This is a genomic window from Micromonospora chalcea, assembly GCF_002926165.1.
Taxonomy (GTDB): Bacteria; Actinomycetota; Actinomycetes; order Mycobacteriales; family Micromonosporaceae; genus Micromonospora; species Micromonospora chalcea.
In genome coordinates this window covers 21,153-33,560 of the sequence record NZ_MAGP01000156.1, presented here as the reverse complement: position 1 = coordinate 33,560, position 12,408 = coordinate 21,153, and the positions used below count along the sequence as shown (strand labels likewise).

13 protein-coding genes and 1 riboswitch are annotated in these 12,408 nt (G+C 72.9%); of the genes, 5 read left to right on the top strand and 8 right to left on the bottom strand.

Features of this window, described 5'->3' with window-relative positions; all coding sequences use genetic code 11:
• The 5 genes from BAW75_RS27295 to BAW75_RS27280 form a co-directional block, all read left to right on the top strand.
• Positions 1-1,554: NAD(P)/FAD-dependent oxidoreductase (locus tag BAW75_RS27295; RefSeq protein ID WP_338109329.1), on the top strand; the 1,554-nt coding region annotated here is incomplete at its 5' end.
• A gap of 69 nt (positions 1,555-1,623) precedes the next feature.
• Positions 1,624-1,734, top strand: a riboswitch (SAM riboswitch).
• 33 nt (positions 1,735-1,767) lie between these two features.
• Positions 1,768-1,893, top strand: a complete 126-nt coding sequence (locus tag BAW75_RS33270; RefSeq protein WP_255481362.1) for a hypothetical protein — start codon at positions 1,768-1,770, stop codon at positions 1,891-1,893.
• Positions 1,894-2,002: 109 nt separating this feature from the next.
• Positions 2,003-2,857: an ABC transporter substrate-binding protein gene (locus BAW75_RS27290; RefSeq protein ID WP_064445686.1), complete on the top strand. Its 855-nt coding sequence runs from the start codon at positions 2,003-2,005 to the stop codon at positions 2,855-2,857.
• A gap of 38 nt (positions 2,858-2,895) precedes the next feature.
• Positions 2,896-3,666, top strand: coding sequence for an amino acid ABC transporter permease (locus BAW75_RS27285; protein ID WP_043323456.1), 771 nt, complete (start codon positions 2,896-2,898; stop codon positions 3,664-3,666).
• Positions 3,663-4,400: an amino acid ABC transporter ATP-binding protein gene (locus BAW75_RS27280; RefSeq protein ID WP_064445684.1), complete on the top strand. Its 738-nt coding sequence runs from the start codon at positions 3,663-3,665 to the stop codon at positions 4,398-4,400. Before BAW75_RS27285 ends, BAW75_RS27280 begins: the two co-directional genes overlap by 4 nt.
• A 9-nt stretch (positions 4,401-4,409) precedes the next feature.
• Here the strand turns inward: BAW75_RS27280 and BAW75_RS27275 are convergent, their stop codons facing one another.
• From BAW75_RS27275 to BAW75_RS27240, 8 genes are all read right to left on the bottom strand, one after another.
• Positions 4,410-5,330, bottom strand: coding sequence for a carbohydrate ABC transporter permease (locus tag BAW75_RS27275; RefSeq protein ID WP_043323451.1), 921 nt, complete (start codon positions 5,328-5,330; stop codon positions 4,410-4,412).
• The gene (locus BAW75_RS27270) at positions 5,327-6,352 is read right to left on the bottom strand and encodes an ABC transporter permease (RefSeq protein ID WP_104115404.1); all 1,026 of its coding nucleotides are present in this window, start codon (positions 6,350-6,352) and stop codon (positions 5,327-5,329) included. Before BAW75_RS27270 ends, BAW75_RS27275 begins: the two co-directional genes overlap by 4 nt.
• Positions 6,349-8,028 (bottom strand): extracellular solute-binding protein, encoded by a 1,680-nt coding sequence (locus BAW75_RS27265; protein WP_043323449.1) that lies wholly within the window; start codon positions 8,026-8,028, stop codon positions 6,349-6,351. Before BAW75_RS27265 ends, BAW75_RS27270 begins: the two co-directional genes overlap by 4 nt.
• A gap of 107 nt (positions 8,029-8,135) precedes the next feature.
• Positions 8,136-8,825, bottom strand: a complete 690-nt coding sequence (locus BAW75_RS27260) for a RibD family protein (protein WP_104115403.1) — start codon at positions 8,823-8,825, stop codon at positions 8,136-8,138.
• Positions 8,822-9,451: a GTP cyclohydrolase II gene (locus BAW75_RS27255; RefSeq protein ID WP_030499246.1), complete on the bottom strand. Its 630-nt coding sequence runs from the start codon at positions 9,449-9,451 to the stop codon at positions 8,822-8,824. Before BAW75_RS27255 ends, BAW75_RS27260 begins: the two co-directional genes overlap by 4 nt.
• A 69-nt stretch (positions 9,452-9,520) precedes the next feature.
• The gene (locus BAW75_RS27250) at positions 9,521-10,417 is read right to left on the bottom strand and encodes a lysylphosphatidylglycerol synthase transmembrane domain-containing protein (RefSeq protein WP_244206288.1); all 897 of its coding nucleotides are present in this window, start codon (positions 10,415-10,417) and stop codon (positions 9,521-9,523) included.
• A gap of 147 nt (positions 10,418-10,564) precedes the next feature.
• Complete coding sequence (locus BAW75_RS27245; protein ID WP_104115399.1) at positions 10,565-11,374, bottom strand: small ribosomal subunit Rsm22 family protein; 810 nt, start codon at positions 11,372-11,374, stop codon at positions 10,565-10,567.
• Positions 11,371-12,408, bottom strand: coding sequence for a glycosyltransferase family 4 protein (locus BAW75_RS27240; protein ID WP_104115398.1), 1,038 nt, complete (start codon positions 12,406-12,408; stop codon positions 11,371-11,373). Before BAW75_RS27240 ends, BAW75_RS27245 begins: the two co-directional genes overlap by 4 nt.

Sequence of the window (12,408 nt, the reverse complement as noted above, 5' to 3'; positions counted from 1 at the left end):
GAGCAGGAAGTCCTCGTCCGGCAGGACGGGTATGCGCGGTGCCGCATCGGGAGGCTGGCGGCAGGGGGCGCGGACGGCATGGGTGACGGCGACGGAACCGTGATCATCGGGGCGGGGCCGGCCGGGTTGACCGCCGCGTACGAGCTGCTGCGGCACGGCGAGCCGGTCCGGGTCTACGAGGCCGACGACGTGGTCGGCGGGATCAGCCGGACCGTGGAGCGCGAGGGCTGGCGCTTCGACATCGGCGGGCACCGCTTCTTCACCAAAGTGTCCCGGGTCGAGGACTTCTGGCACGAGATCCTGCCGGACGAGGACTTCCTGCTCCGGCCGCGGATGAGCCGTATCTACTACCGCGGGGCGCTGTTCGACTATCCGCTCAGCGCCGGGAACGCGCTGCGCAACCTCGGCCTGCTGGAGGCGGCGCGCTGTCTGGCCTCGTACGGCCGGGCCCGGCTGCGCCCGCCGAAGGACCAGTCGCACTTCGAGGGGTGGGTGTCGGCGCGGTTCGGCTGGCGGCTCTACTCGATCTTCTTCAAGACGTACACGGAGAAGGTCTGGGGGATGCCGGCGGACCAGTTGCAGGCCGACTGGGCGGCCCAGCGGATCAAGAACCTGTCGCTGGCCACCGCGATGCGCAACGCGCTGCTGCCCCGGCGCGACCGCACGGACGTGACCAGCCTGATCGAGGAGTTCCAGTACCCGAAGCACGGCCCCGGGATGATGTGGGAGCGCTGCGCCGAGGAGGTCGCCCGACGCGGCGGCACGGTACGCACCGGCGCCTGGGTGACCGAGGTACGGCGGGACCCGGCGGCCCGGCGGGCGACAGCGGTGACGCTCGTCGACGCGGACGGTGAGCGGACCGAGCCGGCCGATCATGTGATCTCCTCGATGCCGATCTCCGCGCTGGTGCGGGCGATGCGGCCCGAGGCGCCGCCCGAGGTGCGGGCCGCCGCCGACGACCTGCGGTACCGGGACTTCCTGACCGTCGCGCTCGTGGTGCCGGAGGAGTTCTCATTCCCGGACAACTGGATCTACGTGCACGACCCGGCGGCCCGGGTGGGCCGGATCCAGAACTTCGGCTCCTGGTCGCCGTACCTGGTCAAGGACGGGCGGACGTGCCTGGGGCTGGAGTACTTCGTGTTCGAGGGCGACGAGATGTGGCGGACGCCGGACGCCGAACTGGTCGCGTTCGCCACCGCCGAGCTGGAGCGGCTGGGCCTGGTCAAGCCCGGCTGTGTGGAGGCCGGTTACGTGGTCCGGATGCCGAAGGCGTACCCGGTCTACGACGAGCGGTACCAGCGCAACGTCGACGTCATCCGGGGCTGGCTTGCTGCGAACGTGCCGAACGTGCACCCGGTCGGGCGCAACGGCATGCACCGGTACAACAACGCCGACCATTCGATGCTCACCGCGATGCTGACCGCGGAGAACATCGCGCACGGCGCGGAGCACGACGTCTGGACCGTCAACGTGGAACAGGACTACCACGAGCAGCGCAGCCCGTCGCGGCACGGCACCGGCCGGGACGCGCCGGTCGTCCCGGCCCGTCGGTAAGGCGCCGCGCGTGAGGGTGGTCATAACCGCTGGACGGCCGCCCCGGCGGTGCTGCTAGCCTTCTGGGCAGGTCATGAGCGCCAGCGCGAAGCCCCGGCTCGCTGGCCGGCAACCCTCCTCCGCGGTGGGGTGCCCCGGGTGAAGACCAGGCACCGGCAGCCGCCGGTGCAAGCGTGGCCTGGCACCCAGGTCAGCACCAGACCAGGGAGACCGATGTCCGCACCACCCTCCACCCCCTCCGGCGACGTCGCCGCGTACCCGGCCCGCTTCGCGCTGGTCAAGCGCCGCCACGTCGACCTGATGCGGGTGTGCAGCGACGCCTGTCGCCCCGCGCGCTGAGCGAGCGCCACCCCCTCTTCCCGATCCACCCTTCTCCGGCCCGGCCGTCTGTCCGGCGGGCCGGCGCCGACGCGCACCTCCGCGCGTCCATCCACTCTGGAGAGACATCGTGCGTTTCCGTACCGTCCTGACCCGTGCCGCCGCCGTCGGCGCGGCGGCCCTGCTCGCCGTCACCGCGCTCACCGCCTGCGGCGGCGACGACACCGACGCGGCCGACAACCCGTACGGCCTGCTCCAGCCCGGCGTGATCCGCGCCGGAACGCTCACCGACGCGCCGCCGAACGTCTTCCTGAAGGACGGCAAGTTCACCGGCTTCGACAACGAGCTGCTGCGGGCCGTGGCCGCCAAGATCGACCTGAAGGTGGAGTTCGTCGGCACCGACTTCTCCGCCCTGCTCTCCCAGGTCAACAGCGGCAAGTTCGACGTGGGCAGCTCCTCGATCACGATCACCGAGGCGCGCAAGAAGACAGTGGACTTCGGCAACGGCTACGACTTCGGCTACTTCGGCCTGGACGTGCCCGCCGGCTCCACGCTCACCGGCTTCGACCAGCTCGCCGGCAAGCGCGTGGTGGTGGTGCAGGGCACCGTGCAGGACGACTACGCCACCAAGCAGAACCTCGACCCGGTACGCGTGCCCGACTACAACAGCGCGATCAACCAGCTCAAGGCCGGCACCGCGGACGCCTGGATCGCCCCGGCGGAGATCGGCGACAAGTCCGCCGCCGACAGCAACGGCAAGATCAAGGTCGCGGCGAAGCAGCTCAGCCCCACCCCGACCGCGTTCGCCGTGGCGAAGGGCAACGACAAGCTGCGCGAGGCGCTGAACAAGGGCCTCGACGAGGTGATCGCGGACGGCACGTGGAGCCGTCTGCAGGCGGAGTACTACCCGGGGCGGCCGATCCCGGCCGACTTCAAGCCCGGCAGCGGGTCGGTGGCGGCGCCCGCGCCGTCGGCCGCCTCCTGAGCCGGTAACCGAGCACGAGCAGGGCGGACGGAGCGGACATGGACCCACTGAGCACCCTCTGGGAGACGTTCTTCGACTGGGAGTCGATGCGCGAGGCGCTGCCCGAGATGCTGACCGTCGGGCTGCCCAACACGCTCACCCTGGCGGTCTCCGCCGCCCTGCTCGGCTCGGTGCTGGGCATGCTGCTGGCCGTCGCCGGCATCTCGCGTACCCGGTGGTTGCGCTGGCCGGCGCGGATCTACACCGACGTGTTCCGCGGCCTGCCGGCCGCGGCGACCATCCTGCTCATCGGCGTCGGCCTGGCGCCGCTGGGCATGCAGGTCTGGGGCCCTAACCCCTATCCCCTGGGCGTGCTGGCGCTCTCCCTGATCGCCGCCGCCTACCTCGGCGAGATCTTCCGGGCCGGCATCCTGAGCGTGGAGGCCGCCCAGTTGGAGGGCGCGCGGGCGCTCGGCTTCTCCTGGGGCGAGGCGATGCGCCTGGTGATCATCCCGCAGGGCGTACGCCGGGTGCTGCCCGCCTGGGTCAACCAGCTCATCTCGCTGATCAAGGACTCCAGCCTGGTCTACTTCCTCGGCCTGCTGGCCAGCCAGCGGGAGCTGTTCCGGATCGGGCAGGACTACGCCGCGAACACCGGCAACCAGTCCGCGCTGCTGCTGGCCGGGCTGTTCTACCTGTTGCTGACCGTGCCGCTGACCCACGCGGTGAACTGGCTGGACCGGCGGCTGCGGCAGGGCCGCCCGGCCGCCCCGCCCGAGCCGGACACCGAGCCCGCCGACCTCACCCCGTCCGGAAAGGACCCGCGATGACCACCACCACCTCGGTCAGCCTGGCCGTCCGCGACGTGCACCTGGCGTTCGGCGCGCACCGGGTGCTGCGCGGCGCGGACCTGGACGTGGCGCGCGGTGGCGCCGCGTGCGTGATCGGCCCGTCCGGCTCCGGCAAGTCCACGCTGCTGCGCACCATCAACCGGCTGATCGAGCCGGACCGGGGCGACGTGCTGCTGGACGGCCGCAGCGTGCTGCGCGACGACCCGGACGCGCTGCGCCAGCGCATCGGCATGGTGTTCCAGCAGTTCAACCTCTTCCCGCACCTGAGCGTGCTGCGCAACATCACGCTGGCGCTGCGCAAGCTGAAGAAGCTCGACGAGGACGAGGCGGTGGCGCTCGCCCGCGCCCAGCTCGACCTGGTCGGCCTGGCCGGCAAGGCCGACGCGCGGCCGGCGCAGCTCTCCGGCGGGCAGCAGCAGCGCGTCGCGATCGCGCGGGCGCTGGCGCTGCGCCCGCAGGTGATGCTCTTCGACGAGGCGACCAGCGCGCTGGACCCGGAGCTGGTCAAGGGCGTGCTCGCGGTGATGGCGGACCTGGCCGCGGCCGGCATGACGATGGTCGTGGTGACGCACGAGATGGGGTTCGCGCGCAGCGTCGCCGACACGGTGGCGTTCATGGACGCGGGCGTGGTGCTGGAGTCCGGCCCGCCGGAGGCGGTGTTCGAGGCGCCGGAGCACCCGCGGCTGCGACGCTTCCTGTCCCAGGTTCTGTGACCGGCCGCCTCAGCCCTTCACCGCGCCGATCAGCACGCCCTTGACGAAGTGCCGCTGGATGAACGGGTAGACGGCGACGATCGGCGCGACGGTCAGCACCACGACCGCCATCTTGACCGCCTCGGTCGGTGGCATGGTCACCCCGCTGCTGCCGCCGGAGGTGTGCGGGGCCTGCCCGGCCAGCAGGTAGCTCTGCAGCACCCGCTGGATCGGGTACATGTCGTTGCGGTCGATGAACAGCAGCGCGTCGAACCAGACGTTCCAGTAGCTGACCGCGTAGAACAGGCCGACCACGGCGATGACCGCGCGGGACAGCGGCAGCACGATGCGCGCCAGCGTACGGAAGTCGCTCGCGCCGTCGATGCGGGCGCTGTCCAGCAGCTCCGACGGGATGCCCTGGAAGAACCCGCGCACCACGACCAGGTTGAACACGCTGATCGCCGGTGGCAGGACCAGCGCCCAGATGGTGTCCTTCAGGCCCAGCCCGGTGACCACCAGGTAGCGGGGCACCAGCGGCGGGTAGACCAGGAACGGGATCAGGAAGTACGCCAGCAGCCAGCGGTGCCCCAGCGAGCCGGGCCGGGACAGCCCGTACGCGGCGAGCACGGTGACCGTCAGCGCGATGGCGGTGCCGATCACCGTGACGAGCGTGCTGATCCAGAGGGCCCGGGTGACAGCACCCCCGGCGAAGATCGTCTCGTACGCGGACGTGTCGATGCCCCGGGGCACGACCACCAGGCCGCCGGCCCGCGCGATGGTCTCCCGCGAGGACAGGCTGGTCACCAGGATCACCCAGAGCGGGAACAGCACACCCGCCACGAGCACTGTGAGCACGACGGCCTTGAGGCCCTGCCCGACCGGGGTGGGCGGTTCCTGCCACACCGGCCGGCGGGATCGGTCGCCGGCGACCCGGCGGATCAGCGTGGTCATGACTTGGAGTAGATCCCTCGTTCGCCGAGCATGTGCGCCACCCGGTTGGCGGCCAGGATCAGCACCAGCCCGATGACGGCCTTGAACAGTCCGGCCGCGGCGCCGTACCCGTAGTTCCCGGTGGCGATGGAGAAGTGGTAGACGAAGGTGTCGAGCACCTCGGCGGCCTGCCGGCCGACGGCGTCGCGTTGCAGCAGGAACTGCTCGAAGCCGACCGAGAGCGCGTCGCCCAGGCGCAGGATGAGCAGCAGCACGATCACCGGTCGCAGGCCGGGCAGCGTGATGTGCCACAGCCGCCGCCACCGGCCGGCGCCGTCGGCGGCGGCGGCCTCGTAGAGGTTCTGGTCGATGGTGGACAGCGCGGCCAGGAAGACGATGGTGCCCCAGCCGACGTCCTTCCACACCGCCTCGACGGTGACCAGCACGATGAACGTGTCCGGGTTGGTCATCACGTTCCACGGCTGCATCCCGGCGTCGCGCATGGTCTGGGCGAGCAGCCCCGCGCCGCCGAGCATCGCCACGAAGAACGTGACCACCAGCACCCAGCTGAAGAAGTGCGGCAGGTAGACGATGGTCTGGATGAGCCCGCGCAGCCGGCTGGACAGCAGGTTGTGCAGCGCGATGGCCAGCACGATCGGCAGCGGGAAGAAGAAGACGAGCTGGAACGCGGTGATCGCCAGCGTGTTGCGGAACGCGTCCCAGAACGCCGGGTCGGAGAACAGCAGCTGGAACTGGCCGAAGCCGATCCAGTCGCTGTGCGCGAACGCCTGCCACGGGTTGTCGCCGAGGTAGGGGTTGTAGTCCTGGAACGCGATGACGTTGCCGGCGATCGGCAGGTAGCTGAAGACCAGCAGGATTCCGAAGCCGGGCGCCACCATGGCGAGCAGCTGCCAGTCCCGCCGCAGCCGGGTGCGCAGCGGCACCCGGCCGCGGCGGGGAGGTCGGCCGGGCGGTCGGCCGGGCGAGGCCGGGGCGTCCGGCCGGGCCCGCTCGGGCCCGGCCAGGACGGCCGGCTCGCTCATCGGCCCGCCTTGGGCAGCGCGTCGGCGAGCAGCTTCCGGGCCTCTTCGCCGCCGGCGGCCTTCCACTCCTTGACGATGGCGTCCACGTCGCTCAGCGGTCGGCGGCCGCGCAGCACGTCGGTGAACTTGTCCTCGGTGGGCACCTGGTTGGCCTTGTACGCGGCGGGCATCTCCAGCTTCACCCCGGCCCACGGGTTGGGCTCCATGTGCTTGACCATCTCGTTGGAGTACGCGAGCACGTCCGGCACGAAGCGCGGGGTGTCCGGGAACGGCCCGATGGTGGGGTTGCGGCCGCTGATGAAGAAGTACTGGTTGGCGATCTCCTTGAACGCCAGGTCGGTCTTGACCGGCCCGTTCGGCGACGGGTTGTGGTGCTTGCCCGCGACGCCGAAGTCCCGCAGCTGCGCCTCCTGGCTGCCCAGCGGCGCGGAGCACCAGTTGATGATCCGCAGCAGCTCCTGGACCCGGTCCTTGCCGAGGCCCTTCTTGACGAACGTGTAGGAAATCGGCTCGTCGTCGCCCCAGACCAGCGGGTCGCCGCCGGTGGCGGAGAAGATCGGCACCGGCTGGATGTTCAGCTTGGGGTTGGTCTTCTGGTGCTCGGCCTGGGCGCCCTGCCAGAAGCCGACGCCGTCCTGGAGGAACACGATCGCGCCGTTCTTGGCGAACAGCTGCTTGGCGTCCGCGCCCCTGCTGGCCACGATGTCCGGGTGGACCAGGCCGTCCGCGTAGATCTTAGCCATCACCTCCAGCGCGCGGCGGAACTCCGGGGTCTCGTACTTGAACTCGGGGGTACCGTCGGACTTGACCCGCCATCCGCCCTTGTGACCCGGCACCTTGTGGAACATCTGGATCATGGCGAAGACGTCGTTGAACGCCCACACCTTGCGCGCCGGGTCGGTCACCTGCTTGGCCACGGCGAGCAGGTCGTCCAGGTTCGCCGGCACGGCCAGGCCGCGCGCGTCGAGGACGTCCTTGCGGGTGAACAGCGCCCACGGGAACGGCCCGTCGGTGGGGTTGGGCACGGACATGAGCCGCTCGTTCCAGACCGCGCGCCGCCAGGCCCCGGTGGGGAAGCTCGCCAGCATCGGGTACGCGGCGGCGGCGTCGCCGCTGAGGTGGTCGGTCAGGTCCTCGAAGAGCACCTTGATGGCCTCGGCGAAGCGCGGGATCTTCTCCACCTCCCACCCCGGTACGCACAGCAGGTCCGGCACGTCGCGCGCGCCGAGCATCGCGTTGAGCTTGTCGGCGTACGTGTTGCCGTCCTGGATGGTGAAGTTGACGGGCGTGCCCAGCTCGGCGTTGACCGCCTGGAGGTAGGCGCTCTGCGCGACGCCGGGCGGCGCCGGGCCCCAGGCGGGGGTCATGGCGGTGACCTGCTTGCCGCTGGTGCCGGGCTTGTCGGTGACGGCGTCGACGAGGCTGGCCGGGTAGCGGGTGTAGCCGTCGGGCACCGGCCGGGTGCCGACGATGTCGGGCTTGATGCCGCCGGGCAGGTCCTTGTGGTTGGGCAGCAGGCCGGAGACGGCGTCGAGGTTCTGGGCGGCGCCGGTGCCGGCCGGCTTCTCCGAGCAGCCGGCGAGCAGCGGGCCGGCGGTGGTGGCGGCCACGCCGAGGCCGACCAGGCCGAGGAAGCGACGGCGGGAGGAGCCCGGGTCGGGGTGGTGCGCGGTCATCGGTCCCCCTTCGGGAAGGGATGCGCAGTGGATTAGTTCGTATGGATGGTCAACAAACTAATCACGACCGTGAGCTTGCACAAGGGTGGACCGGGCGGGACGACGGGTCAGGCCGGGCAGCGGTCGGACAACGCGTAGCGGGTGAGCACCACGTCGCCGATCTGGCGTACCTCGACCACCCGGGCCCGACGGCCCGGGTGCCACGGGAAGCGGCCGTCCCCGACGAAGCGCGGCGCCCGACGGTCCCCCACAAAGAACGGGGCGACCACCAGGTGCAGCTCGTCGGCCACGACGGCGGTGAGGAACTGGCGGTGCATCGAGCCGCCGCCCTCCACCATCAGGCGCGTCACGCCGCGCCCGGCCAGGTCGGCCACCACCGCCTCCGCGGTGGCCGGATCGCCCGCGTCGACCACCGTCGACACGGCGCCGACCTGCTCACGTGCCTTGTCCACCACTCCGCTCGGGCAGTACACCAGCTTGAGCCCGTCACCCATGGTGAAGAAGCGCGCCCCCGGGTCGAGGTCGCCGCTGCCGGTGACTGTCACCTTCACCGGCGACGGGGGCAGGCCGCGCGCCACCCGCTCGGCGCGCCGCCGCTCGCTGCGCACCAGCAGACGAGGGTCGTCGCGGCGCACTGTCGCCGCGCCCACCAGGATCGCGTCGCACCCGGCCCGGGTCGCGTCGACCCGGTGCAGGTCGTCGTCGTTCGACAGCAGCAGCCGGTCGGTGGTCGCGTCGTCGATGTAGCCGTCGATCGACATCGCGCAGCTGAGCAGGACGTACGGGCGGGTGGTCACGGCACGAACGGCAGGTCGAGGGCGTGATCGGCGCGGGTCACCTTGGCCGCCAGGTAACCGGCGTTCGCCGGCGACAGGTGCACGCCGGTGGACACCCGGTCGGCCACCGTGACGCCCAGCCGTTCGAGCTGGGCCGCCTTGTCCGGGTTGTTGCTGAGCAGGGCCACCCGGTCCACGCCCAGCGCGCCGAGCATCTGCGCGGCCACCGTGTAGTCACGCTCGTCCGCGCCGCGCCCGAGCGCCAGGTTCGCCTCGTACGTGTCGAGGCCGTCGTCCTGCAGCGCGTACGCGTCGAGCTTGGCGTACAGGCCGATGCCCCGCCCCTCCTGCCGCAGGTAGAGCAGGTAGCCACCGGCCTCGGCGATGCGCTCGACCGCCTCGCGCAACTGCGGCCCGCAGTCGCAGCGCTGGCTGCCGAACACGTCCCCGGTGAGGCACTCGCTGTGCGGGCGGACCAGCGGCGGGTCGGCGTCGACGTGTTCACCGAGCCCGAACGCCAGGTGCTCGCGCCCGTCGACGAGACCGTGGAAGGTGTGCACGCGCGCGGTCGTCACGTAACCGTCGGGGAACCGTAGCGGGACCGTCACGCGGGTCCGGACCGTCGCGGTGGGCAGGGTTTCGTCCATGGTTCTCCTGTCGTCCGGTCGCCGGGCGGACCCGGCGACGCACACCTCGCTCCCCCACCGTAGGCGGGATCACCGACAGTTGCCGGGCTCCCGCCGGGGCATCCGCCGCGCCAGCAGCACCGCGGCGCCGGGCAGGCTGGCCACCAGCACCAGCGCGCCGTACACCGTGCCGGTCGCCACACCCTGCGCGGCGGTCAGCCCGGCCGAGGCGAACGCCCACGCGGCGACCCCCTCGCGCGGGCCGAACCCGCCCACGTTGAGCGGCACCGCCATGGCCAGCAGGGCGAGCAGCGTCAACGGCAGCAGGCGGGACAGCGGGGCGTCCGTCCCGGCGGTGCGGGCGGCCACCACGAACGTGGCCAGGTGGCCGGCGAACACCACCGTCGAGGCGATCACCACACCGGCCCAGGTCCGGCGGCCCAGCACGCCGGACTGCACGCCGGCGACCACGGTCCGGGCCGCCCGCGCCCAGCGGGACGCCCCGGAGCGGGGCACCGCGCGGGCGGCCAGCGCCAGCGCCAGCGCCACCACGGCCAGGCCGGCCGCCAGCCACGGCAGGTACCGGCGCACCGGTGACGGGAACGCGGCGAGCAGCGCCACCGCGATGACCACCTGCACCACCTGACCGGCGGTGCGCTCCCAGACCACCGCCCGTACGCCCCGGGCCACGTCCCCGGCGTCGCGGCCGTGCCGGACCGCCCGGTGCACGTCGCCGAGCACGCCACCGGGCAGCGTCGAGTTCAGGAAGATCGCCCGGTAGCAGTGCGCCACCGCGGCGCGCATCGGCAGCCGTACGCCCAGCCCGCCGGCGACAAGCGACCAGCGCCAGGCGCAGCAGACGGTGGTGATCACGCCGATGCCGAGCGCGGCGGCCAGCGCCGGCGCGTCGATCAGGCGCAGCCCGGCCAGGAACGGACCGGTGCCCACTGACGCGACGAGCACGGCGAGCACCGCGAGCCCGAGCAGCGGGCGTACCCAGGTCCGGCGCGGCCGGGCCCGGCGCGGCGGCGCGGGCGTGACAGCCGGTACGGGTCCGGCGACGGCGACGGCGACGTGTGACAAACGGTCCTCCCTTGTTCCCACCGGTTGTCACGTGCCAGCAGCCGGTACGGTTCAGCCGGCGAGCAGGTCGGCGTGGTGCAGCACCACGTCGAGCCGGTCGGCGGCGGCCTCGGCGAGCCGCCACTTCTGATACGTCCCGGCGGGCCCGGACAGATGCGGTAGTTCCTCGACCGCTGCGGCGACCCAGCCGGTGAGCCATTCGGCGGCCAGTTCCGCCTGCTCCGGGCCGAGCCGCCACGGGGTGGGGCGCACCACGACCTCGACGCCGTGACGGGAGAACGCGGCCACGGCGGCGTCCACGGCGTCCGGCCCGAGCAGCGCCCGGCCGTCGACGGTGCGCCGCTGGTGGGCGTTGAACGCGGCGGTCAGCTCGGCGTCGAGCGGGTGCGGCGGGGTGAACTCGGCCCGCCCGGTGACGGTGAGCGCGAACAGCGTCGGGTGCCCGGCGCAGGCCGCCGCCATCCGCTCGACCTCCTCGGCGGTGAGCATGTCCAGCAGCGCGGACGCGGTGACCAGGTGCGCGCCGGCCAGGTCGGCGGCGGTCAGCCGGGTGATGTCCGAGTCGAGCGTCGTCACGGTGACCTCGGCCCCGTCGGCGGCGGTGAGCCGCGCCGAGCGGGCCAGCGCCAGCAGGTCCCGGTCGCGTTCGTGCAGCACCCAGCGTTGCGGGCCGGGCAGCCGGGGCGCGAGCCAGCGGGCCATCGAACCGGTGCCGCTGCCCAGGTCGTGCACGACGAGCGGCCGGCCGGCGGGCATCCGGTCGCGGACCGCGTCGGCCAGCTCGGCGCTGCGGGCCGCCGCGTCGGCGGGCTCTCGCAGCCGCAGCCAGTCCGCGAAGCCGGGCGGGAGTGAGGTGGTCATGCCGCGGTCGCCTCCTTCAGCGCCGTCGCCAGCCGGTCCACGGTGACCGTCCAGCCGGTGAGGGTGTCCCGCCGCTGCCGGGCGGCGCGGCGCAGCCGGTCCCGCAGGCCGGGGTCGGTGAGCCAGCGGCGCAGCGCCGCGGCGGTCGCGCCCGGGTCGTCCGGTGGCACCAGCAGGCCGGGCCGCTCGCCGCCGGGCGCGTGCCCGAGCGTGGCCGGCAGGCCGCCGGTGTCGCTGGCCAGCACCGGTACGCCCCGGGCCAGCGCCTCGGTGACCACCATCCCGTACGTCTCCTGTCGCGAGGGCTGAACCAGCAGATCGGCGGCGGCGTAGGTGGCGGCCAGGTCCGGCCCGGTACGGGGGCCGGTGAGCCGGACCCGGGCGCCCAGACCGGCGGCGGCGAGCCGCCCGCGCATCCGGTCGGCGAAGGGCCGGTCCCGCTCCAGCGGTCCCACCCAGTCGCAGGTCCAGTTCAGGTCCGCCACCTCGGCGAGCGCGGCGGCGAGCACGTCGTGGCCCTTGACCGCCGTGACGGCGGCGACGCAGAGCAGCCGCCCACCGCCGGGCGTGCCGGGGGCGACGGGCGCCGGGTCGACGCCGGGTGGGGCGGCCGTCACCAGTTCGGGGCGCAGCCGGTAGCGGTCGAGCAGCCGGCCGCGGGTCCACTCGCTGGTGGCTACCACTGCGGTGGCCGCCGCCAGCGCCCGTGCCTCGGTCTCCCCCTCGATCGGCAGGTGCACCAGGATCATCAGGCGCAGCCGCGCGGCGTGCGGGGCGAGCACGTCCGGCACGGTGGAGGCGACCAGGCCGTCGAGCAGCACCGTCGCGCCGTCGGGCAGCCCGCCGAGCAGTCCGGCCAGGTCGGCGCGCTCGCGTGGCCCGGGGTGCGGCCAGCCGCCGGGCACCTGGTGTTCCCGGACCGTCCAGCCGCGTCCGGCCAGGCCACGGCAGACGTGACGGTCGTAGGCGTTGCCGCCGCTGGGGTCCGCCGGGTCGTCGATGTCACCCGGCAGCACCACGTGGACGACGCTCAT